The 22,298-nt window shown below is 29.2% G+C and carries 26 protein-coding genes; 25 read left to right on the top strand and 1 reads right to left on the bottom strand.

Annotated features, from left to right (window positions below):
- Positions 1 to 180 precede the first annotated feature (180 nt).
- The 25 genes from trxA to KV700_RS11445 all read left to right on the top strand — a co-directional run bounded on the left by trxA (position 181) and on the right by KV700_RS11445 (position 20,375).
- Positions 181 to 540, top strand: a complete 360-nt coding sequence (trxA, locus tag KV700_RS11565; RefSeq protein WP_165731546.1) for a thioredoxin — start codon at positions 181 to 183, stop codon at positions 538 to 540.
- Between the two features lie 237 nt (positions 541 to 777).
- Entirely contained in the window at positions 778 to 1,116 is a 339-nt protein-coding gene (locus KV700_RS11560) for a PadR family transcriptional regulator (RefSeq protein WP_165731545.1), read from the top strand.
- Positions 1,117 to 1,128: 12 nt separating this feature from the next.
- Complete coding sequence (locus KV700_RS11555) at positions 1,129 to 1,785, top strand: hypothetical protein (RefSeq protein ID WP_208890799.1); 657 nt, start codon at positions 1,129 to 1,131, stop codon at positions 1,783 to 1,785.
- Between the two features lie 12 nt (positions 1,786 to 1,797).
- Entirely contained in the window at positions 1,798 to 2,442 is a 645-nt protein-coding gene (locus KV700_RS11550) for a hypothetical protein (RefSeq protein WP_208890798.1), read from the top strand.
- Positions 2,443 to 2,444: 2 nt separating this feature from the next.
- Positions 2,445 to 3,101, top strand: a complete 657-nt coding sequence (locus KV700_RS11545) for a hypothetical protein (protein ID WP_208890797.1) — start codon at positions 2,445 to 2,447, stop codon at positions 3,099 to 3,101.
- A gap of 4 nt (positions 3,102 to 3,105) precedes the next feature.
- Entirely contained in the window at positions 3,106 to 3,807 is a 702-nt protein-coding gene (locus tag KV700_RS11540; protein WP_218597963.1) for a hypothetical protein, read from the top strand.
- Between the two features lie 12 nt (positions 3,808 to 3,819).
- Positions 3,820 to 4,527, top strand: a complete 708-nt coding sequence (locus tag KV700_RS11535; RefSeq protein WP_218597962.1) for a hypothetical protein — start codon at positions 3,820 to 3,822, stop codon at positions 4,525 to 4,527.
- Between the two features lie 232 nt (positions 4,528 to 4,759).
- On the top strand, positions 4,760 to 6,226 hold the full coding sequence (locus KV700_RS11530; RefSeq protein WP_218597961.1) for a DUF5687 family protein: 1,467 nt from the start codon (positions 4,760 to 4,762) through the stop codon (positions 6,224 to 6,226).
- Between the two features lie 20 nt (positions 6,227 to 6,246).
- Positions 6,247 to 6,948, top strand: coding sequence for an ABC transporter ATP-binding protein (locus tag KV700_RS11525; protein WP_218597960.1), 702 nt, complete (start codon positions 6,247 to 6,249; stop codon positions 6,946 to 6,948).
- Between the two features lie 114 nt (positions 6,949 to 7,062).
- A complete protein-coding gene (locus tag KV700_RS11520; protein ID WP_166383776.1) occupies positions 7,063 to 9,288 on the top strand; it encodes a lipopolysaccharide assembly protein LapB in 2,226 nt (741 codons plus the stop codon).
- A 1-nt stretch (position 9,289) separates the two neighbouring features.
- On the top strand, positions 9,290 to 9,703 hold the full coding sequence (locus tag KV700_RS11515) for a polymer-forming cytoskeletal protein (RefSeq protein ID WP_166383778.1): 414 nt from the start codon (positions 9,290 to 9,292) through the stop codon (positions 9,701 to 9,703).
- Positions 9,669 to 9,887 carry an AtpZ/AtpI family protein gene (locus KV700_RS11510; protein ID WP_166383780.1) on the top strand — a complete coding sequence of 73 codons (219 nt, stop codon included), beginning with the start codon at positions 9,669 to 9,671 and terminating at the stop codon, positions 9,885 to 9,887. The genes KV700_RS11515 and KV700_RS11510 overlap by 35 nt, the downstream gene beginning before the upstream one ends.
- Positions 9,880 to 10,269 (top strand): DUF6168 family protein, encoded by a 390-nt coding sequence (locus tag KV700_RS11505; RefSeq protein WP_218597959.1) that lies wholly within the window; start codon positions 9,880 to 9,882, stop codon positions 10,267 to 10,269. The genes KV700_RS11510 and KV700_RS11505 overlap by 8 nt, the downstream gene beginning before the upstream one ends.
- Before the next feature lie 81 nt (positions 10,270 to 10,350).
- Positions 10,351 to 11,484: a F0F1 ATP synthase subunit A gene (atpB, locus tag KV700_RS11500; protein WP_166383782.1), complete on the top strand. Its 1,134-nt coding sequence runs from the start codon at positions 10,351 to 10,353 to the stop codon at positions 11,482 to 11,484.
- Positions 11,485 to 11,558: 74 nt separating this feature from the next.
- Positions 11,559 to 11,747 (top strand): ATP synthase F0 subunit C, encoded by a 189-nt coding sequence (gene atpE / locus KV700_RS11495; RefSeq protein WP_068447578.1) that lies wholly within the window; start codon positions 11,559 to 11,561, stop codon positions 11,745 to 11,747.
- A gap of 94 nt (positions 11,748 to 11,841) precedes the next feature.
- Positions 11,842 to 12,342, top strand: a complete 501-nt coding sequence (locus tag KV700_RS11490) for a F0F1 ATP synthase subunit B (RefSeq protein ID WP_165731533.1) — start codon at positions 11,842 to 11,844, stop codon at positions 12,340 to 12,342.
- Positions 12,343 to 12,349: 7 nt separating this feature from the next.
- On the top strand, positions 12,350 to 12,907 hold the full coding sequence (gene atpH, locus KV700_RS11485) for an ATP synthase F1 subunit delta (protein ID WP_166383784.1): 558 nt from the start codon (positions 12,350 to 12,352) through the stop codon (positions 12,905 to 12,907).
- A gap of 21 nt (positions 12,908 to 12,928) precedes the next feature.
- Positions 12,929 to 14,506 carry a F0F1 ATP synthase subunit alpha gene (gene atpA, locus KV700_RS11480; RefSeq protein WP_166383786.1) on the top strand — a complete coding sequence of 526 codons (1,578 nt, stop codon included), beginning with the start codon at positions 12,929 to 12,931 and terminating at the stop codon, positions 14,504 to 14,506.
- A 30-nt stretch (positions 14,507 to 14,536) separates the two neighbouring features.
- Positions 14,537 to 14,875 (top strand): four helix bundle protein, encoded by a 339-nt coding sequence (locus KV700_RS11475; protein WP_218597958.1) that lies wholly within the window; start codon positions 14,537 to 14,539, stop codon positions 14,873 to 14,875.
- 29 nt (positions 14,876 to 14,904) lie between these two features.
- Complete coding sequence (atpG, locus tag KV700_RS11470) at positions 14,905 to 15,771, top strand: ATP synthase F1 subunit gamma (RefSeq protein WP_218597957.1); 867 nt, start codon at positions 14,905 to 14,907, stop codon at positions 15,769 to 15,771.
- A 165-nt stretch (positions 15,772 to 15,936) separates the two neighbouring features.
- The gene (locus KV700_RS11465; RefSeq protein ID WP_218597956.1) at positions 15,937 to 16,401 is read left to right on the top strand and encodes a hypothetical protein; all 465 of its coding nucleotides are present in this window, start codon (positions 15,937 to 15,939) and stop codon (positions 16,399 to 16,401) included.
- 87 nt (positions 16,402 to 16,488) lie between these two features.
- Positions 16,489 to 17,409: a hypothetical protein gene (locus KV700_RS11460; RefSeq protein WP_218597955.1), complete on the top strand. Its 921-nt coding sequence runs from the start codon at positions 16,489 to 16,491 to the stop codon at positions 17,407 to 17,409.
- A gap of 206 nt (positions 17,410 to 17,615) precedes the next feature.
- Positions 17,616 to 18,368, top strand: a complete 753-nt coding sequence (locus tag KV700_RS11455; RefSeq protein ID WP_166383796.1) for an SDR family NAD(P)-dependent oxidoreductase — start codon at positions 17,616 to 17,618, stop codon at positions 18,366 to 18,368.
- A 2-nt stretch (positions 18,369 to 18,370) separates the two neighbouring features.
- Complete coding sequence (locus KV700_RS11450; RefSeq protein WP_218597954.1) at positions 18,371 to 19,234, top strand: aldo/keto reductase family oxidoreductase; 864 nt, start codon at positions 18,371 to 18,373, stop codon at positions 19,232 to 19,234.
- A gap of 1 nt (position 19,235) precedes the next feature.
- Positions 19,236 to 20,375, top strand: a complete 1,140-nt coding sequence (locus KV700_RS11445) for an ATP-binding protein (RefSeq protein WP_166383800.1) — start codon at positions 19,236 to 19,238, stop codon at positions 20,373 to 20,375.
- 633 nt (positions 20,376 to 21,008) lie between these two features.
- Here the strand turns inward: KV700_RS11445 and KV700_RS11440 are convergent.
- Positions 21,009 to 22,199: a DUF1501 domain-containing protein gene (locus KV700_RS11440; protein ID WP_218597953.1), complete on the bottom strand. Its 1,191-nt coding sequence runs from the start codon at positions 22,197 to 22,199 to the stop codon at positions 21,009 to 21,011.
- Between the last annotated feature and the right edge of the window lie 99 nt (positions 22,200 to 22,298).

Below are 22,298 nucleotides of genomic sequence, written 5' to 3'. Positions count from 1 at the left end.
CTCTAAAGTTTGGTTGATATCAAAATTAAGGATATTTAATATATTTATAGTTATTTAAGCATTTTTAACTTTTGAAGCTTCAATTTACCTCCATTTTGTAATTTATCAAGTATAAAAACGACTACTTTTGTGAAAATAGATTACGTATTTCCGATTTTATCGGAAGCAAATTAAAAAATTATGACAGAAAACTTAACAAAAGAAACTTTCTTAGAAAAGGTTTTTAATTTTGAAGAAAGCCAAGAATGGAAATTTAAAGGAGACAAACCAGCATTAATCGATTTTTATGCAGATTGGTGTGGACCATGTAAAGCTATAGCACCTGTTTTAGAGGTTTTATCTGAAGAATACGAAGGTAAAATTGATATTTACAAAATAGACACAGAAGCTGAACAAGAATTATCTGCAGCATTCGGAATTAGAAGCATTCCTTCTATGTTATTTTGTCCTGCAGAAGGAGAACCACAAATGGCAAATGGCGCTTTACCAAAAGCAGAATTAGAGCGTATTATTGCTGATGTTTTAAAAGTGACGAAATAAATTTGTCATTGCGAAGAATGAAGCAATCTTTTAAATAAAAAAAATCTCGAAATTAAGTTTTCGAGATTTTTTTTATTTAAAATTTTATACATAAGAATCTAATGTATAAGATAATTATGTATATTTGACTGTCATTGCGAGTTTACGAAGCAATCTGTTGCTTTAAACTATAAGACAGCTTCGTACCTCGCAATGACAGTTACACAAATAAACACTTACACGATTACACATCAAAAAATGGGAAATCAGAAATTATATAAAGGCTCTTTACAAACCATCATTTTAAAGTTGTTAGAAACGAATGATAAAATGTATGGGTATGAAATTACTCAGAAAGTAAAAGAACTCACCAAAGGCGAATTAAAAATTACCGAAGGTGCTTTGTATCCTGCATTGCACAAATTAGAAGCCGATGGTTTGTTAGATGTTGAGGTTGCTAAAGTTGGTAACAGACTTCGAAAATATTACAAACTTACCGAAAGTGGCACTAAAGAAACCGCCAACAAATTGGATGAAATGCAAGAGTTTTTAAGAACGATGCAACAATTGGTGAATCCTAAATTAAGTTTGGAGTAAAAAATTTTAGCTATGGAATTAACAAAAGAACAAATTCAACACATTGATAACCATTTTAAAAAAATGGGGATTAAATATTGGGATTTAAGACTAGAAATGATAGATCATACTGTGTCTTATATAGAAAGTGAATTCAAATCTGATAATTTTGAAGAAGCTTTTAAAGGAGCTCTTAAAAAATTTAACTGGAGAGGAAGTTTATCTCATTTAAATAGAGAAGGCTGGCAAAATGTAAATAGAAAATACAGAAGCGAATATAATAAAGGATTTGTCAATTTTTTTAAAAGTTTTAAAAACCTTTCTCTCTTTATAATTAGTTTTTTAGGTCTTTACTTTATTTCTGAAAATATTTCTTTTAATGTTTTTAATAAATTATGTTATGGATTATTTATCCTTCCCTTAATTATAGTAATTAAAGAGTTTATTAGTCAATTGTTTAAAAAATATGGGAGATCTATTAACTTAGATTATGGTGTAACTTACATGACAATGAGTTTTCTGCTTTTAAATGCAGTTCCTATTTTTTTTAAAGATCAAGGTGAATTTATTCAAAAAATAGTTTGGTTTATTATTTTACCAGTTCATTTCGTTGCCTTTTATTCTGGATATAATTTATATAAGAAAACTATTGTTAAAGTTGAATTTATGAAAAAAGCATTGACTTCTTAAAAAAATAACGCTATGGAATTAACAACACAACAATTACAAAGAGTAGAACATTATTTAAATGTAAAAGACATTACGTATATAGATATAAGGACAGAAGTTTTTGACCATATTGTTTCTGATATTGAAACAAAAATTGAAACTGAAAAATTAGATTTCGAAACTGTTTTTTATAATGTAACTGATAAATGGAATATTCATTTAAAACAAACATCTAGTTGGCTATATGGAATTGCCTATTCTGCTCCGAAAATTGTAATGAAAAAAGTAAATAACAATTTTAGAAAATGGTTCTTAATTTCTAATTCATTAATGATTTTATTATCAATGGCTGAAAAGGAATTAAATCTTTCATTTTCAAAGAACACACAAGTATTCTTAACAAACTCTTTAGTTATTATAAATATAATTTCTTCCTTTATTTTAGTTTTTTTAATGACTAAAAACTCAAAAATTAAAGAAAAAACGAGTTATAGTTTTATATTAAAGACACAAAGTTTAGGTTTTTTCTTAGGTTTTGTTGCCATCTTTTTTTCGGGAATAATTGAAGGTGTTACGCCAATTTATAGCCTAACATTAACGTATATAGCGGTAACTTATATTTATTCTCATTTTCTTAAAAAACACAAAGAAGCTATCAAAAAATATAAAATTCTATAACTATGGAATTAACGACAGAACAACTACAAAGAGTAGAAAGTTATTTAGACAAAAAAGAAATTACGTATATAGATATAAGAACAGAAGTTTTTGATCATATTGTTTCTGATATTGAAACAAAAATGGAGGATAAAAAACTAGATTTTGAAACTGTTTTTTATAATGTAACTGATAAATGGAATATTCATTTAAAACAAGAGTCTAGCTGGATTTTTGGAGTTGCATATTCTCTACCTAAAATTGCATTAGAAAAAGCGAAGAGATCTTTTAAAAAATATTATTTCATTAGTGTTTTGTCATTTATAATTCCCTTGTTCATTTTAACAATAATCGATCTACACTTTACTGAAAGCATAAAAAATGAATTAAACTTATTTTTACAAACAATAACAGTGTTAACTTTTATTGTATTCGGTTTGCTGTTTATTTTAAAATTTAAAGAGAAAACAAAAACTACTTATAGTTTTATTTTAAAAACTCAGAGTTGGAATTTTATTTTTGGCTTTATTATTTTATTCGATTTAGATTATATGAATAAAAATGGGGATTTTCAGGCTTCACAGTTAGCCCTTTTAGTAGCTTTTGTTTTCTCTACATATAGCTATTTCCATTTCTACAAAAAACACAAAGAAGCTATCAAAAAATATAAAATTCTATAGTTTAATGAAACTAACCAACACTCACATAGAAAAACTCTACAAATTCACTAAAAAACATTACGTAGAATATTATGATGTTCAAACGGAATTGGTAGATCATTTGGCAAATGATATAGAAAGTATTTGTACAGAAAACCCGAGGTTAACTTTTGAGCAAGCTAGAGATACATCTTTCAAAAAATTTGGTGTTTTTGGTTTTATGAATGTTGTAGAAAAAAAGCAATCTCAAATGACAAAAAAGTACTTTAAAATCATTTTTAAGTTTGTTAAAGAGTGGTTTCAACTTCCTAAAATTATACTTACAATATTACTTTTTACAGGTTTTTATCAATTACAAAATACTTCAAACGCCTACACAGTATATGTTACTGTTTTTGGGTTTGTTTTTATAGCACAAGTAATTTTAACAATCATCAATGCTAGAACCTTAAAAAAAGAATTTAATTTAACACAGAAAAAATGGTTATTCAAAAACATTATTAATGTTCAGGGATTGATACAAACTGCTTTTATATCGATTTATTCTTTTCAATATTTTTTCCCTAATAATGCAAAAGAATTTTTAGTGATGGCAGATTTTAGAAAAGCTTTTTCGGCATTTTTTATCACATTTATAGTGATTTTCGGCTATATCACTTTAATTGTCATTCCTAAAAAGGCGGAAGAATTGTTAGCAGAAACATATCCAGAATATAAATTGGTTTAAATTTTCAGGTTGATGAAATTATCAGAAGATCACATAGACGAACTTTATAAATTTACCCAAAAACATTATGTGTATTACTATGATGTACAAACCGAATTGGTAGATCATTTAGCAAATGATATAGAAGAAATTTGGGAAGAAAATTCCAATTTAACTTTTGAAGAAGCACGAAATGTTTCTTTTAAAAAATTCGGTATTTTTGGTTTTTTAGATGTTGTAGAAAGCAGACAAAAAGCAATGAATAAACGCTATTGGAAAATAATTTTACGTTTTGCAAAAGAATGGTTTACAGTTCCTAAAATAATCATCACATTTTCTGTGTTTCTACTATTTTTTAGTCTTTTACAGATAAAATTTTCGGAATATATTTTCTTAGCAACACTTTTAATTTTAATTACTTTAGAAGCCATCACTTCTTACAAAGTGAGAAAAAAGCACAAAGAAAAAGAAGTAAAAAAAGAAAAGATATTTCTTTTAGAAGAAATGCTTGGCACGACAAAAAACACCTATACAGGTTTTACTTTTGTCAACTTATTTAACATTGCCAATTTAACAAGGTTCGATTTTAGTCATTTAAATATCTATTGGATTTTTGCAATTTCTATTGTGTTGACTTTATTATGTATTTTATTTTATGTTTCTAATTATATACTTCCTCAAAAATCAGAAGAATTACTACAAGAAAACTACCCGGAATATAAATTATTAAAAAGCGATTAAATAAATTATAGAATACAAATATCACCTCCACAGCAAGAGAAGTTTCATAAAAAAGGACAAACAAAATGGAGCAATAATATGAGATTTCTACTAAAAGTAGATATGACAAACTAGATGGAAAAAGAAACACAAAACTTTGCGTCTTTGAGCCTTAGCGAGAAATTATTTAATAATCTGTAACAAAATCCATTTCTAAACTACTTATTATCAATCAAACTAATTACCCAAACTTATGATTTTACATTTTTTAAAGCTAGAATGGAAACAATATTTCCGTTCTTCTCATTGGCAAAAAGGAATTGCACTAAAAATACTTATGGGCTTCTTTGTCTTGTATTTTTTAGTCGCTTTTTTAACAGTAGGAATTGGAGGCTATTATCTTTTAAAGAAAGAATTCCCAGCATCAGATCCTTTAGAATTGGTAAATTCTTATTTACTTTTTGCAATTCTTGCAGATTTAATTGTTCGGTATTTAATGCAGAAATTACCTATCATGAATATTAAACCGCTACTTATTTTACCAATTCCAAAAAGTAAGTTAGTACATTACGTTTTAGGGAAGTCTATCTTTTCAGTTTTTAATATATTAAGTCTTTTCTTTTACATTCCGTTCTCAATTATATTAATAAAAGAAGGTTATAATACAGCAGGTGTTTTAGGTTGGCTAGCAACCATGATTTTAATTATTCAATCTTCTAATTTTTTAAATTTTTTAATCAACAAAAACAACAAAGCATTACTAATTATTGGTGCAATATTGGTAAGTTTAATTGGTTTACAGAAGTTCGAAATTTTTAATGTAGTTGGTTATGGAGGCGCAATCTTCAACTCAATTTATCAAAACCCAATTTACGCATTGGTTGGCGTTGCAATTTTGGCATTTTTATATCAATTAAATTACAAACAATTACGCAACCAAGTGTATTTAGATGAAGCAGTTGCTACTAAAGTAGAAGAAGCAAAATCTGCAGATTTATCTTTTACTGATAGATTAGGTGATGTTGCTCCGTTTATAAAAAATGATATTCGTTTAATTTGGAGAAACAAAAGAACGAAAACGGTATTTTTAATGTCGTTTTTATTTCTTTTTTACGGAATGATATTCTTTTCAGGAAAAACGTACGCAGATATGCCAGCAATGTTAATTTTTGCATCCCTTTTTATTACGGGAGGTTTTACTTTAAATTACGGCCAATTTATTCCAGCTTGGGACAGCTCGCATTATAAAATGTTAATGAGTCAAAGTTTTAGATACCGTAAGTTTTTAGAATCTAAATGGGTTTTAATGGTTACAATGACTACCATTTTATATGTTTTAAGTTTTCCGTATTTATACTACGGACTGGATATTTTTTTAATGATTACAGCCGGTGCTATTTTTAATATTGGTTTTAACTCACTGTTTTTATTATATGCCGGTTCTTTTAATAGAAAAAGAATAGATTTAACAAAAGGAGGTTTTGGAAACACACAAGGTACAAGCGCCACTCAATTTTTAGTTGTTATACCAATAATGGGCATCCCAATGTTATTATTTTGGGCTTTTAGCACACTAATTAACTTTAACGCAGGTATTATTGCCATTGCATTAGTAGGTATTTTAGGGTTTACTTTAAAAAATTATGTGATGAATTTTATCGAAAAAAAATATATAAAAGACAAATATGTTATGATTAACGCTTTTGGTAAAGAAGCATAATTTAACTTTAAAATATACAAATGATTACAATAGATACAATTACTAAAAAATACGGAAAAACAGAAGTTTTAAATGTAACATCAGTAGAAATACCTACCGGACAAAGCTTTGGTTTAGTAGGTAATAACGGCGCAGGAAAAACAACTTTGTTTAATATACTTTTAGATTTAATTAGACCTACAACAGGGAGTATTACAAACCATAAAATTGTTGTAAACCAAAGTGAAGATTGGAAAAACTTTACAGGTTCTTTTTTAGATGAATCTTTTTTAATTGGTTATTTAACTGCAGAAGAATATTTCGATTTTATTGGAGATTTACGCGGCATGAACAAAGCAGATGTAACATCTTTTCTAACTCAGTTTGATGACTTTTTTAATGGAGAAATTACCGGAAAGAAAAAATACTTGAGAGATTTAAGTAAAGGAAATCAGAAAAAAGCCGGAATTGTTGCTGCGTTAATGGGAAATCCTAAAGTTGTAATTCTAGACGAACCTTTTGCTAATTTAGATCCAACCACACAAATAAGATTAAAAACGATTATTAAAAAGTTAACCGAAAACAGAGATATTACCGTTTTAATTTCTAGTCACGATTTAACCCACGTAACCGAAGTTTGTGAGCGAATTGTAGTTTTAGACAAGGGTAATGTGGTAAAAGATTTAGAAACATCTACAGAAACTTTAGAGGAATTAGAAAGCTATTTTTCTGTAGAAGCTTAGTATTCTTAATTTATTACTATTTTTACACATCAATTTATACTATTTTCGATAGATTTTAGTTTAAATAAGAGTTTCTTACTTTAAAAATTAGTTGTTTAATCAAGATATATCTGTGTGAATTACACCAAAAAAATAGTTTTAGCAATTGCTGTATTTTCAGTTATAAACTCTTGTAGCACAAGAAAAGATACTGTAATTAGTAGAAACTGGCATGCCTTAAACACAAAGTACAATGTGTTGTTTAATGGTAAAGAAGCTTTTAATAAAGGAATTGAAGACATTAACGAAGGCTATAAAGATGATTGGTTTACACAAATACCTATAGAACCTATTAAATTTGAAGAAGACAAAGTTACCATACCAAATCTAAATACTGGTATGGGTGCTGGTTTTAATGATGACAACGGAAACGAAGAAGATAAAGCCACCACTCCTTTTGGTATTGCAGAAGAAAAAGCTGTAAAAGCAATCCAAAAACACGGAATGAATATTAAAGATGTAGAGCGCAACAGACAAATTGATGATGCGTATCTATTATTAGGAAAAGCACGTTATTATGAACAACGTTTTATACCTGCCATAGAAGCATTTAATTATGTAATTGCTACGTATCCGGATGCAGATTTAATTGCAGAAACTAAAATATGGAGAGCAAAAGCAAATATTAGAAATGATAATGAAGAGTTTGCTATTGAATCTATGAACTTACTTCTTAAAGTAAAAGACACCTTAGAAGTAGATTTACCAGAAGTAATTAGAGAACAAGGGTACACCGCTTTGGCGATGGCCTATATAAAATCTGACAGCATAGACAATGCAAAAAAATACTTAATTAAATCTACAGAAACCCTAAAGAATAGAAACCAAGGTGCTAGAAACCTCTTTGTTTTAGGTCAGATTTATAGTTCAGAAAATAAAAAAGATTCCGCATCCTTAGCATTCAATAAAATTATCAACTTTAAGAAAGCACCTTACAAATACAAAATGCATGCTCATATAGAATTGGCAAAAAATTCTACGAGCGATTCTACTTCCGCTTTCATTTTAGAGAAAATGCAAGACTTAATTAAAGAAAGAGAAAACAGACCTTATTTAGATGAATTGTATTATCAGGTTGGTTTTTTACACGAGCAAAACGATAGCATAAATTTAGCGGTAGATTATTACAATAAATCTCTTAGAGCTGAATCTGATAATGTAAAACAGAAAACATTTACTTACGAAAAATTAGGGAACATCAATTATAAAAATTCAGAATACATCGTAGCAAGTTCTTATTATGACAGTATTATAAACATTGCTGCTGACACTTTAAATTTAAGGTTTAGACGTATTAAAAGAAAGCATAAAAATTTAGCTTCTTTAATTAATTTTGAAAAAACGGTTTCTGAAAATGATAGTATTTTAAAAATTGTAGCACTTTCTAAACCAGCACAAGAAGCTTTTTTTCAAAAATATATAGACAACTTAAAAAAGAAAGACGAAGAAGCTGCTCAGTTAAAACTAAACCAACAAGCCTTTGGTGATACATTTGGCGGAAATCAATTAAAATCGAACAACAAAGGAAAATGGTATTTCTACAATTCTCAATCTATAAGTTTTGGTAAATCAGAATTTGAAAAAATATGGGGAAATAGAGTTTTAGAAGATAATTGGAGATGGTCTGGTACTATTGGCACAAACACAACAGAACAAGATTCTATAGTTGTAAACACCAAAAATTTACGCTACGACTTGGCAAGTTATTTAGAAACAATCCCTTCAGAAAAAGAAAAAATAGATACTTTAAATATTAACAGAAATAAAGCTTTATACGAATTAGGTGTTATTTATAAAGAACAATTTAAAGATATAAGGCTAGCACTTGAGCGCTTAGAAAGAGTTAATAACTTAAACCCAAGTAAAGAATTAGTGTTACCAATTAATTGGCATTTATATCAAATTTATAATGACCTAGGCAATGCTATAAAAACAAATGAACATAAAAATATAATTCTTACAGACTACCCTACTACAAAGTTTGCACAAGTAATTAAACACCCAAACAAACCGCTTGATGATGCCGTTTCTAAAAATGAAATTGAAGAATCTTATAAAGAAATGTATTATCTATATAATGAAAGTAAGTTTAAAGAAACAGTTCTTAAAATAGATGCATTACTACCAACGCTACAAGACTCGAAACTATTACCGAAATTCGAGCTCTTAAAAGCCTATGCTATAGGGAAACACCAAGATATAGAGACTTATAAAACAGCTCTAGATTTTGTAGCTGTTAATTACGGAAATACAGAAGAAGGGAAAAAAGCAAAAGAGATAATCAAACAATTAAATAAATAAGATGTTTAATAGTAAAAGTAAACAACCACTAAATAAAAAAGTTATGGAAAGAAATGTTTTAGCTAAAAACACAAAAATTGTTGGCGACATTAAATCTGATGGCGATTTTAGAATTGATGGCTCATTAGAAGGAACCTTAGTTACAAATGGAAGAGTTATTATTGGTACAGAAGGCTATATAAAAGGAAAAATAGAATGTACCAACGCAGATATAGAAGGTAAGTTTTCTGGAAATCTTTTAGTATCAAACACGCTAACCGTAAAAACGAATGCAAACATTACTGGAGAGGTAATAATAGGCAAACTATCTGTAGAACCAGGTGCTACATTTAATGCAACCTGTACTATGAAAGGAGCTGTAAAAGAATTAAATTCTAGTAATGACAAAAAAAACCGATCAGAAAAAACCGCTTAATAAAGCAATAAGACTCTCTGGTGCGGGTTTGCAAATGGGGATAACTATTTATTTAGGCTTCTTGTTAGGAAAATGGTTAGACATAAAATTTAAAACTTCTTTCTTAACAGAAACAATAACATTATTTGCCATCTTTGTAGCTACCTATTCGTTAATAAAACAAGCCAATAAAATTAATGATTAAAATTGTTATTACGTATTGCATTACCTTAGCCTTACTTTTTATTATATGTTTCTTTAGCCATAGTTATTTAATAGAAAAACAAGGACTAATATTGCACTTTAAACTAGTAGAAATCTACGAATTTAATGTTGGTTTCTCTATATTGGTTTGTACTAATTTTGTGGCATTTTCATTTGTTGATAAGTTCAAACAAAAATTAAGTTACATATATCTTGGTGCCATTTTTATTAAATTAATATTGTTTAAATTAGCTTTCTACGACACCCTATTTGTAAAGGAAACACTATCTGTAACAGAAAAACTATCTTTGTTAATTCCAACAGTTATTTTTTTATCAACAGATGCTTTTTTTGTAGCTAAATTACTGAACAAAAAACAATAAAGAAAAATAGCCAAAAAAAAGGGTGTAAGTATTTGATTAATTACATACCTTTGCGGCAAATTTAGAAAGCGTATTTTAAAAATGGGTATTGCACAAAAAACAATCAAATTTCTTACAATAGCTGTAATAGCTCTTATTACAACTACAAGTTTCGCATTTGAATCAGGTAAAAAAATCGACGACCAAAACGACGGCGGACAAGTAAACACCAAAGAAGAGGTAAAAGCTTATATAGAGCATCACCTTAAAGATTCTCATGATTTCGCATTTTACTCTTACACAAATGATGCCAATGAAAGAAAACATGTAGGTTTTCCGCTTCCTGTTATTGTTTGGACTACAGAAGGTTTAGTTACTTTTATGTCATCTGCATTCCATCATAATGATGATGGACATGTAATTGTAGAAAAAAACGGATTAAAATTCGCAAAAATACACAGTAAAATTTACGAGTTAGAAAACGGAGCTGCAACAGTTTCTTTTGACGATGCTCATCATGCTACAAACGCTAGTAAAGTTTTAGATTTTTCTATCACTAAATCTGTTGTAGGTATTTTATTTGCAGGTTTTTTAATGTTCTTAGGATTCTCTAGATTGGCAAAACAATATAAATTTAGAAAAATACCAATAGGTTTTAGTCGTGTTTTAGAACCATTGGTTTTATACGTTAGAGACGAAATTGCAAGACCAAACATTGGTGAGAAAAAATACAAAAAATTTACGGGCTTTTTATTAACCGTGTTTTTCTTTATCTGGATTTTAAACTTATTAGGTTTAACTCCATTTGGATTTAACGTTACGGGTCAAATTGCTGTTACATTAGCATTGGCATTATTTACAATGGTAATCTATTTAGTAAATGGTACAAAAGATTTTTGGATGCACACATTATGGATGCCAGGTGTACCTTATATTTTAAGACCTATATTAGCAGTTATAGAATTAGCAGGTTTTATTTTAATTAAACCGTTTTCATTACTTGTACGTTTATTCGCAAACATTACTGCGGGTCACTTTATTGTAATGAGTTTAATTGCATTAATGGTAACAATGAAAGAAGCATTCGGACCAGTAGCATCTACAGGAATGTCTTTAGCATTGGCTTTGTTTATAATGGTTATAGAAATCTTAGTAGCCTTTTTACAAGCATACATTTTTACAATGTTATCATCATTATTTATTGGAATGGCTGTTGAAGAACATGACCACCACTAAAACCTTGGTGCAAACCAAGTATCAAAAAAGAGTATTAGAATTTGTTTAATTAATATATTTAAAAATCAATTAGTATGTACAATTTAATTGGAGCAGGATTAATCGTAATCGGAGGAGGACTTGGATTAGGTCAAATCGGTGGAAAAGCAATGGAAAGTATTGCACGTCAACCTGAAGCAGCTGGTAAAATTCAAACCGCAATGATCATCATTGGTGCCTTATTAGAAGGATTAGCATTTGGTGCATTAATCTTAGGGAAATAATTTTCTCAAAAAAAAACGAAAACACATTTCTGTAACGGTTGGTTACAGAAAGTGTTTTTAAATTAAACAAAGAACAATATAATTAGTAAATAGAATGGAAACTTTATTAAACGACTTTTCACCAGGCTTATTTGCAATGCAAGTAGTAATCTTAATTATCTTATTAATTTTGATGAAAAAATTTGCTTGGAAGCCAATTCTAAACTCTTTAGAAGAAAGAGAAACAGGTATAGAAGATGCATTAGAAGCTGCAGAAAATGCACGTAAAGAAATGCAAAATCTACAAGCAGATAATGAGAAATTATTAAAAGAAGCTAGAGCAGAAAGAGAAGCAATGATGAAAGATGCTAGAGATATTAGAGATAATATGCTAGCAGAAGCAAAAGAAGATGCAAAAGAAGTTACTTCTAAATTAATAGAAAAAGCACAAGCATCAATTCAGCAAGAAAAGCAAGCTGCTATAGCCGATATTAAGAAAAACGTTGCCGAATTATCTATTGGTATCGCAGAATCAGTAATTAAAAAAGAATTATCTAATAAAAAAGATCAACTAGAATTAGTTGAAGGACTTTTAAAAGATGTTACTTTAAACTAATTTAAGCATGAAAAACGCAAGAGCAGCAATACGTTATGCAAAAGCAATTTTAAATCTTGCTAAAGATTCAAAAGAAGAAACTGCCGTAAATGACGATATGTTATTGATAGCTAGTACAATTTCTGAAAATGAAACTTTTGAAGTAATGCTAAAAAGTCCTATTGTTAAACCATCAGAAAAAACAAAAGTTTTAAAAGCTTTGTTTGAAGGTAAAGTAAACAATATTACACTTGGCTTGTTTCATTTATTACAAGATAATAAAAGAATATCAATGCTTCTTAGTATTGCAAAGCAATATGCTATTATTTATGATTTTGATAAGAATATAAAAGTAGCAAAGGTAACTACAGCAGTTCCTTTAACTGAAGAGATAGAAAAGAAAATTTTAGCTAAGATAGTATCTTTAACAGGAGACGAAGCTAATATAGAGAACGTAGTTAATCCAGATATTTTAGGAGGATTTATTTTACGTGTGGGAGATGTGCAATATGATGCAAGTATCTCTAATTATTTATACGAATTGAAAAAGGAATTTGACAACAGTCATTTTATTCCAAAAATTTAATTATACATCAAATTATAAAAGATGGCAAGTATCAAACCAGCTGAAGTATCAGCAATTTTAAAGCAACAGTTAACAAATTTTGAAGCAAAAGCTACTTTAAACGAAGTAGGTACTGTTTTACAAGTAGGAGATGGAATTGCTCGTGTTTACGGTCTTTCTAACGTTCAATATGGTGAATTAGTAGAATTCGATAATGGATTAGAAGGTATTGTATTAAACTTAGAAGAAGACAATGTAGGTGTTGTTTTATTAGGTGCATCAACTTCTATTAGAGAAGGATCTAACGTTAAACGTACAGAACGTATTGCCTCTTTACAAGCAGGTGAAGGCGTTGTTGGACGTGTTGTAGATACTTTAGGTAACCCTATTGATGGTAAAGGACCAATTACAGGTAAAACGTATCAAATGCCTTTAGAGCGTAGAGCTCCTGGTGTTATTTATAGAGAGCCAGTAACTGAACCATTACAAACTGGTATTAAATCTATTGATGCAATGATTCCTGTTGGACGTGGACAACGTGAGTTAATCATTGGAGATAGACAAACTGGTAAATCTACCGTTGCTATTGATACTATTTTAAATCAAAAAGAATTTTACGATGCTGGTGAACCAGTATATTGTATATATGTAGCTATTGGTCAAAAAGCTTCTACTGTTGCAGCAATTGCAAACATGTTAGAAGAAAAAGGCGCAATGTCTTATACTACAATCGTAGCAGCAAATGCATCAGATCCTGCAGCAATGCAAGTATATGCACCATTTGCTGGAGCTGCAATTGGAGAATTTTTTAGAGATACTGGTAGACCAGCTTTAATTGTTTTTGATGATTTATCTAAACAAGCAGTTGCATACCGTGAGATTTCTTTATTATTAAGAAGACCTCCAGGACGTGAGGCATATCCTGGTGATGTATTTTACTTACACTCTAGATTATTAGAACGTGCTGCAAAATTAATCAATGATGATAAAATTGCTAGTGAAATGAACGATTTACCAGATTCTTTAAAAGGAATTGTAAAAGGTGGAGGTTCTTTAACTGCATTACCAATTATTGAAACACAAGCAGGAGACGTTTCAGCATATATTCCAACAAACGTAATTTCGATTACAGATGGACAAATTTTCTTAGATGGAGATTTATTTAACTCTGGTGTTCGTCCAGCAATTAACGTAGGTATTTCTGTATCTCGTGTTGGTGGTAACGCTCAGATTAAAGCAATGAAAAAAGTATCTGGTACATTAAAATTAGATCAAGCTCAATACCGTGAATTAGAAGCGTTTGCAAAGTTTGGTTCTGATTTAGATGCAGCTACAATGAGTGTAATTTCTAAAGGACAACGTAACGTTGAAATTTTAAAGCAAGCTCAAAATGATCCTTTCTCAGTAGAAGATCAAGTTGCAATTATCTATGCAGGTTCTAAAAACTTATTAAGAGATGTACCTGTAAATCAAGTTAAGAAATTTGAGAGAGATTACATCGATTTCTTAAACGCAAAACATAGAGATACTTTAGATACATTAAAGTCTGGTAAATTAACACCAGAAACAATTGCAGTTTTAGAAGCAGCAGCTTCTGAAATTTCTAAACATTTTGCATAAAGACTAGTTAAGAGTTTAGAGCGATGAATTATGAGTAAGTTAACTGAAAGCCCTATAAGAATTAAAAGCTTTCAGTTTGCTTGCGAAATAGTTAAATATTGTGATACTCTTAAAGAAAATAAAGATTTTGAATTAGCATCTCAATTAATAAGAAGCGGAACAAGTATTGGAGCCAATACAAGAGAAGCACAAAGAGGAGTTAGTAAAAAAGATTTTAAATACAAATTTGGTATTGCTTTAAAAGAAGCTAATGAAACCAAATATTGGTTAGAAATTTTAGAATCAACAGGTAGAAAAGTACCAGCTGAATTGAATAATAAGTGTGAAGAGTTAATACGTATTTTGGTAGCAATTATCAAAAACTCATAACTTAACACTCATAACTCATAACTTGAGAAATGGCAAACTTAAAAGAAATACGTAATAGAATTACCTCTATTAAATCTACAATGCAGATTACATCTGCCATGAAAATGGTATCTGCTGCAAAGTTAAAAAAAGCACAAGATGCAATTACGGCAATGCGTCCGTATTCGTCTAAACTAACTGAATTATTGCAAAATTTAAGTGCAACTTTAGATAGTGATGCAGGTGGGGTTTACTCTACTCAAAGAGAGGTTTCTAAGGTTTTAATAGTAGTAGTAACTTCTAATAGAGGTTTGTGTGGTGGTTTTAACTCATCAATTACAAAAACAGTTATTAAAACTATTAAAGAGAAATACAGTACTGTTGAAGTAGATTTATTTGCTATCGGTAAAAAAGGTGGTGATGTGTTAACTAAACAGTTTAATATTGTAACCTCTAGAAACGATATTTTTGATGATTTAACTTTTGACAATGTAGCTTTAGTTGCAGAAAGGTTAATGGAGTTATATGCAGAGGGTACGTATGATAAAATTGAGCTTATTTATAATCAATTTAAAAATGCTGCAACACAAATTCCTCAAGTAGAGCAATTTTTACCAATTAAACCAATAGAAGGTGTAGATGTAGATGCAGTTAGTTCTGAATATATTTATGAACCATCTAAATTAGAAATTGTTGAGGCATTAATACCTAAGTCATTAAAAACGCAATTATACAAAGCTATTAGAGATAGTTTTGCATCAGAACACGGTGCTCGTATGACTGCAATGCACAAAGCAACAGACAACGCTACAGATTTAAGAGACGATTTATTGTTAACTTATAACAAAGCACGTCAGGCAGCAATTACTAACGAAATTTTAGAAATTGTTGGTGGTGCAGAAGCATTAAAAAATTAGACGAAGCTTTTGCGAAGTCAAATTACTTAAAGATGCAAAATCAATAAATAATTAGAAGAATATTTAAAAGTATTTTTTTTTACAATAATATAAAAGCGAACCATTTAGGTTCGCTTTTTTTATAACTTGGCATATCGTTTGATTTCAATTATAAAAATAAGAACTATGAAAACTTTATCCATTTTGCTAATTATATTAAGTTTTTCACAATGTGGAAACACAAAATTTGAAAACAATACACCTTTTATAATTGATTCGGCAAACTATATGACTTGGACTGGAGGACAACCAGGAATTCATGGTATTAATGTTCAAATTCAATTAAAAGAAAAATCGAATATAACATTTGATTCATTATACTTTAGGAACAAGGCCACAAAAGTAGAATTTAAAGAAGCCTCTCTTATTATAGCAAATTATAGTAGTTCAAAAAATACAAATTCAGACATTATACTTCACTTAGAGCCTAAAAAGGAATTTAAAAATAAAATTCCCGTACAAGAAAAGATTCCTTTTAAATTAGAAGATAATGAAGCAATTCTCACCTATCAAGTAAATGGAGAAACAAAATATTATAAAATAAAAGAGATTAAAGAAATGGATGACAAATCTTATCAACAAATACAATAAGCATCAAAAAACCACTAATAATTGAGTGGCTTTTATTTTTGGCACGTATTTTGAAATTACATAAGCATAACAGTAAAATTCAAGCTTATGAAATCAATAAAACTACTTATAACAATAATCATTACCGGAACGCTATTGACTTCTTGTTCTACATTTGATGATAATTATCAAATACCTTTAGAACAAGTAATCACAGATTATGACTTATGGTATGTAGATTATAACAGAACGACAGGAAATGGAGATATCCCTTATGTTTCAAGAGCATTTACTTTATCATTTGTAAATGGAATTTTATACGCAAACAATAATATTGTAGATATTGGAAGAACCGGAAATGGTTTTGGAATTGATGTTGGAACATACAATACGTATAATGGGGAATTGGAAACAGATCATGATATAGACGGTGCAAACGACTTTGAAGTTACTGTACTTTCTAACAATGAAATTAAATTATACAACTACAGACAAAACGTAAGTTATTATTTAATAGGATATCAGGTAGATACATTTGACTATGACAAATTATTTTACGAAAACATAGAATACTTTTTACAAGAATATATTGGATGGGAAAAAATAAGTACAAATGATGGCGTACCAAATGCCTTTGATGCTGAAAATTATTTAGCCTTTTCACCAGAAAATATAACAACATTTTATAGTTCTCAAGAAGAAGTTGGCACAAAAGTTGATTATAGTATTTGGGATTACGTTGGTGCATATGAAATCGATGATATCAATGGATTTGAAGACATAAAGGATTTAACATTATTTTATGATAATGGCGATACAGAGGTGTTTGAATTGAGCGTTATTGATGATGGAACGATAGCACTTTATAATTCTAATTCTAACACCACCTACGAATTTTCTGGAATAGGTTTTATAGAATTAAAGAAAAGCAAAAATTCTAAAACAAGCGCAAAAGATATTGTAAGGAATAATGGAAGAAAACGTACTAAGGTAATAAGAGAAACAAAAGAAAGAAGAAATTTAAAATAAAGTTTGGTTAGTTGATTTTTGATTGGAGTAGTTACCAATTGAAAGATAAACCGTCCTGTGGAGGACGGTTTTTTCTTTGTTCATAATTTAATAAAATTTTACACTTAAATTTTAAACTAACAACATATGTTTTCTTAATTTTATAGGACAATTTAGCAGACTAAAATTAAATTACTGCTATCGCAGGAATACTAGAAATAAGACAAATGAAACAAACAGCATTTATAACCGGAGCTACTTCTGGAATTGGAAAAGCAACCGCAGAAATTTTTGCAAAAAATAACATCCGTTTAATTCTTTGTGGAAGAAGAGCAGAAAGATTATCTGAACTTAAAGAAACTTTAAGTAAACTTACAGAAGTAACTACTTTACGGTTTGATGTTTCTAAAAGAGAAGAAGTAGCAACAGCTATAAATTCATTACCCGAAAACTTTAAACAAGTTGATATTTTAATCAATAATGCAGGGAATGCACATGGATTGTCTAGCATACAAGACGGCGATATAGATGATTGGGACGCTATGTTAGATATTAACGTAAAAGGCTTATTGTACGTTTCTAAAGCTATCATACCACAAATGACAGAAAGAAACAATGGTTTTATTGTAAATATTGGCTCTATAGCGGCAAAAGAAGTATATCCTAACGGAAATGTGTATTGTGCTTCTAAACACGCTGTAGATGCTTTAAATAAGGCTATGAGAATAGATTTAAACAAACATAACATTCGTGTTTCTGCAATTCATCCTGGAGCAGTACAAACTGAGTTTTCAGATGTTCGTTTTAAAGGCGATACAGAAAAAGCAAAATCTGTGTATGCAGGTTATAAAGCTTTACAAGCAGAAGATATTGCAGATATTATTTATTTTGTAATTTCGAGACCTTATCATGTTAATATAGAAGATTTAGTAGTGTATCCAACAGCGCAAGCATCACCAACAATTTTAAACAAGTTATAAAAATGCCAAAATCAGAACTCATAATTGGGTGCATGTCTTGGGGAAAATGGGGAAAACAATTTTCTACTAAAGAACAAATTGATATGATTCAATTCTGTGTAGAAAACGGTAATGCAACTTTTGATCATGCAGATATTTATGGGGATTATTCTACAGAGGCTGAATTTGGAAAAGCGTTTGTAGAAACTGGCATTCCGCGTGAAGAAATTCAGTTAATATCTAAATGTGGTATCCAACTTGTTGGAGAAGCAAGAGATAATACATTAAAACATTATAATTATTCGAAAGAATATATTATTTGGAGTGTAGAATCTACTTTAAAAAACTTAAAAACAGCTTATCTTGATACTTTTTTACTGCACAGACCAAGTCCGCTTATGCAACCTGACGAAATTGCAGAAGCTATTACAGAATTGCAAGAAAGTGGAAAAATAATCAATTTTGGAGTTTCAAACTTTACGCCTTCTCAAGTTGATTTAATTGCTGATAAAATTCCTGTTTCTGTAAATCAGATAGAATTTTCTTTAACACATCATAATGCAATGCAAAATGGCAGTTTAGATCAAATGCTACAAAAAAGTATGCAACCAATGTGTTGGAGTCCTTTAGGAAGTGTTTTTAGAGAAAAAACAGCACAAACAGAAAGAGTAAAAGCAGTTTTAAAAACATTAGTAGCAAAATACATGGTTTCTGAAGATGTGTTATTATTAGCTTGGATTTTAAAACATCCTTCAAAAATATCTCCTGTGATTGGAACCACAAATAAAGAACGAATTTTAAACGCAAATAAAGCTTTAGAAATTAATTTAGAGCTACAAGATTGGTTTCTACTTTTAGAAGCTAGCCAAGGAGAAGAAATGCCATAAAATGATAAACAAAAGACTTTTAATCAAAAACCTACTTTCTCACAACGATGAGAATAGTTTTTATGATAAAAAGCAAAAATTATCATTAAGTGCAAAAGATGGAAAAGCAAAGTTTTTAAAACATATTTGTGCGCTTTCAAACTCAAATCCAGAAAATAATTCTTACATCGTTATTGGTGTAGAAGATGAAGAAAACAAAATTATTGGTGTCGATTTTTATGATGATAGCAAGATTCAGAATTTGGTGAATGCGTATTTAAAAAATCCACCAAAAATTGAATACGAAAATGTTCCTTTTCCTAGCTTACAGCGTCATAAAGTTATTGGTTTGGTTACCATTCATCCGAATAATAAAATTACATCACTTTTAAAGAATACTTGGAAATATAGCAAAGGAACTACTTTTTACAGAAGAGGAAGTAACTCTATACCTTCTTCCGGAAATTTTGAATTGCGAAACACTAATAAAGATATTGTGGAAGCTATCGAAAAAAATGCGCGCAATAATATAGAATTAACCTTAGATGGTGTTTTCGATTTCATCAACAATCATAAACCTGCCTACAACCCACAGTACAAAGTTTTTAATGAGCAATTTGTGCTATGTTGGGCAGGAGAAAAAAAGCTTATAAACGATGAAATTTACTTTTCTAGAGTAGATATAGAATTAATTAACGAGCAAGTAAAGTTGTTTTTTTCTGCTTTAGATGATGTACAAATTAGTTATAATCAGCACTCTTTTATTATCACCGAATACATCTATTTAGGATTAGAAAAGCAGGAAGAATTGTATCCTTTAGAGAAAACAATTATCCATTTTAAAGAAAACGGACAGCATGATATTGTAAAAGAATTCTTGTTTGTTCCTCCAAAATTTGATGTAAATATTATACATCACATTTACAATGATTGCAATGCTATTGTAAAAAAAATTGAAAACAACATCCCTCTTTCTGTAATTGAAGATGTGGATGTGTTACGTTTACCTACCAATTATTTAATCTGTTATTTACACGGTTATGTAGACGTCTCTAAACAGTTAAAGAAGGTAAAAACCTACCTAAAAGATTTAAAAGATAAAACAACGTATATAAAGTATAAGGAAGCTATGCGTGTAATTAGAAAAGTGCAGTATCATTAAATAAAAAGAGGTCGTCTAAAAAAGTATTTTTTTGTCAGTAAAACAACGTTTAAGACTTTTAAGACAACCTCTTCTTGCAAAGGGGTATTAAAATTTATAGGCTACTTTCTGGACTTCCGCTTCTTCATTTTTTTATCTTCTAATTTCTTTAAAATTTTCTCTTGTTTTTTCTCGTTTAATTCTGCTTTTGTGAGCTTTTTTCTCAATACAGCCATGATATTAGTATTTTTAATTTATATATAAAAAAACAGTATCGTAAACTCTAAATGGAAACATTATTACATATGCGAGTAAAGCCATTCAATTTGTTATTTTGAATATCTTCTATAAGAAATAATGAAATAGAGTTGTGTAGGCACACTCGAAATGCCTAATTAAGACACAAAGATAATTTTACGTTTTCTATACATTGCAAAAGAAAAAGAAGCACAAACAAAGCCATGGACGAGCGTCTCATAAAAGCCTTGTAGATATTTTCTTTTTATTGATTTCATTGCAGTATTAAAATAAAATATTGATTAGTTACCAAAGATAACTTTAAGATTTCGACTTTCCAAATTTACATGCATCGTTTAATTTTAATCTCTAAAAACAGGATATATTCTTCTAAATGTATTTTGAATATGAGAAATATTAAACAAAATTCAATTTAGAAAATGATTTATTCAAAATAGCCACATCATCTACTTGTAACCATTTGTCTAAAATTGTTGCATAAATCTCTCTAAAATCTATTTCATATTTAAGATTTCCGTTTTTATCTAAATCGCCCAAATTTGGTAAATTATTATACAAACCTTGTTTCTTTAAGTTTTTTCCCATCACAAAAACATTGTTGGCTGTTCCGTGATCTGTTCCTTTAGATTCATTTTGTTTTACACGTCTACCAAATTCTGAAAACGTAAGAATTAAAACATCATCAAACGTATTATTTTTCTGTAGATCGTTGATAAAAACCTCCATACTTTCTGCATATACTTTTAATAATCTTTCTTGTGTACCTGCTTGGTTTGCATGTGTATCAAAACCACTTAAACCCGCATAATATACTTGTGTTTCTAGACCAGAATTTATAAACTGAGAAATAGTATTCAACTGCTTTCCAAAGATGTTTTTAGGATATTCTGCAGAAGTACTTTTTGTATTACTTTTTTCAAAAATGTGTTTTGCAGATGATTTTGCATCAATCATAGTATTGTACAAATACCCTAAATTATGTTCACTTAAATGGGCATCATTATAATTGGTTACCACATTGTTAAAAAAGGGAGCTCGCATAGAATTATAAAACATTTTTGGATCTGTAATTGCCAATCCGTTTTGTGTATTTCCTTTCATCATTAAAGACAAACTTTCATCTACCTCAATAGCAGCATATGGATTTCCTTTGGTATAATCTAAATAACGCCCTACCCAACCATTTTGTAAGTACTCATTACTATCACTAGCCGTTTGCCAAATATCTGTAGATCTAAAATGAGATAAATTAGGGTTCGGATACCCCACATTATTTATAATACTTACAAAGCCTTTGTTGTATAAATCTTGCAAAGGTTGTAGGCTTTTGTGTAAACCAAGCTCATCAGAAATTTTAAATACATCGTTTTGTTTTATAGCGATGTTATTTCTTTGTTGATAATAAATATCGTTGTTAAAAGGAACCACCGTATTTAAGCCATCATTACCTCCTTTTAACTGAATAATTACTACTTTTTTATTGCTAAATGTTTTATTTGGAAGCTGTTCAAAAGCTTTTAAAAATTGAGGAACAAAAAACATTCCTGAAGCAAAAGTTGTCTGTTTTAAAAAATCTCTACGTTTCATGTATTTATTTTTTTTCAATGATCACATGTTGCATCATATAAACATTTAATTAAATAGCCAAAAATTTAATTATGAATGGTTCATAATTTTGATATTGTC

The sequence above is a fragment of the Polaribacter sp. NJDZ03 genome, assembly GCF_019263805.1.
Lineage (GTDB): Bacteria > Bacteroidota > Bacteroidia > Flavobacteriales > Flavobacteriaceae > Polaribacter.
Note: the sequence above shows the minus strand (reverse complement) of the source record. Positions and strands in the feature narration are given on the sequence as shown.

Bases quoted from the DNA above. Each gene is read 5' to 3' on its own strand.
- trxA (WP_165731546.1), top strand. From the start codon at position 181: ATGACAGAAAACTTAACAAAAGAAACTTTCTTAGAAAAGGTTTTTAAT.
- KV700_RS11550 (WP_208890798.1), top strand. From the start codon at position 1,798: ATGGAATTAACAACACAACAATTACAAAGAGTAGAACATTATTTAAAT.
- atpA (WP_166383786.1), top strand. From the start codon at position 12,929: ATGGCAAGTATCAAACCAGCTGAAGTATCAGCAATTTTAAAGCAACAG.
- KV700_RS11465 (WP_218597956.1), top strand. From the start codon at position 15,937: ATGAAAACTTTATCCATTTTGCTAATTATATTAAGTTTTTCACAATGT.
- atpB (WP_166383782.1), top strand. From the start codon at position 10,351: ATGGGTATTGCACAAAAAACAATCAAATTTCTTACAATAGCTGTAATA.
- KV700_RS11555 (WP_208890799.1), top strand. From the start codon at position 1,129: ATGGAATTAACAAAAGAACAAATTCAACACATTGATAACCATTTTAAA.
- KV700_RS11445 (WP_166383800.1), top strand. From the start codon at position 19,236: ATGATAAACAAAAGACTTTTAATCAAAAACCTACTTTCTCACAACGAT.
- KV700_RS11515 (WP_166383778.1), top strand. From the start codon at position 9,290: ATGTTTAATAGTAAAAGTAAACAACCACTAAATAAAAAAGTTATGGAA.
- atpE (WP_068447578.1), top strand. From the start codon at position 11,559: ATGTACAATTTAATTGGAGCAGGATTAATCGTAATCGGAGGAGGACTT.
- KV700_RS11450 (WP_218597954.1), top strand. From the start codon at position 18,371: ATGCCAAAATCAGAACTCATAATTGGGTGCATGTCTTGGGGAAAATGG.
- KV700_RS11530 (WP_218597961.1), top strand. From the start codon at position 4,760: ATGATTTTACATTTTTTAAAGCTAGAATGGAAACAATATTTCCGTTCT.
- atpH (WP_166383784.1), top strand. From the start codon at position 12,350: ATGAAAAACGCAAGAGCAGCAATACGTTATGCAAAAGCAATTTTAAAT.
- KV700_RS11545 (WP_208890797.1), top strand. From the start codon at position 2,445: ATGGAATTAACGACAGAACAACTACAAAGAGTAGAAAGTTATTTAGAC.
- KV700_RS11460 (WP_218597955.1), top strand. From the start codon at position 16,489: ATGAAATCAATAAAACTACTTATAACAATAATCATTACCGGAACGCTA.
- KV700_RS11535 (WP_218597962.1), top strand. From the start codon at position 3,820: ATGAAATTATCAGAAGATCACATAGACGAACTTTATAAATTTACCCAA.
- KV700_RS11540 (WP_218597963.1), top strand. From the start codon at position 3,106: ATGAAACTAACCAACACTCACATAGAAAAACTCTACAAATTCACTAAA.
- KV700_RS11490 (WP_165731533.1), top strand. From the start codon at position 11,842: ATGGAAACTTTATTAAACGACTTTTCACCAGGCTTATTTGCAATGCAA.
- KV700_RS11455 (WP_166383796.1), top strand. From the start codon at position 17,616: ATGAAACAAACAGCATTTATAACCGGAGCTACTTCTGGAATTGGAAAA.
- KV700_RS11440 (WP_218597953.1), bottom strand. From the start codon at position 22,199: ATGAAACGTAGAGATTTTTTAAAACAGACAACTTTTGCTTCAGGAATG.
- atpG (WP_218597957.1), top strand. From the start codon at position 14,905: ATGGCAAACTTAAAAGAAATACGTAATAGAATTACCTCTATTAAATCT.
- KV700_RS11510 (WP_166383780.1), top strand. From the start codon at position 9,669: ATGACAAAAAAAACCGATCAGAAAAAACCGCTTAATAAAGCAATAAGA.
- KV700_RS11505 (WP_218597959.1), top strand. From the start codon at position 9,880: ATGATTAAAATTGTTATTACGTATTGCATTACCTTAGCCTTACTTTTT.
- KV700_RS11475 (WP_218597958.1), top strand. From the start codon at position 14,537: ATGAGTAAGTTAACTGAAAGCCCTATAAGAATTAAAAGCTTTCAGTTT.
- KV700_RS11525 (WP_218597960.1), top strand. From the start codon at position 6,247: ATGATTACAATAGATACAATTACTAAAAAATACGGAAAAACAGAAGTT.
- KV700_RS11560 (WP_165731545.1), top strand. From the start codon at position 778: ATGGGAAATCAGAAATTATATAAAGGCTCTTTACAAACCATCATTTTA.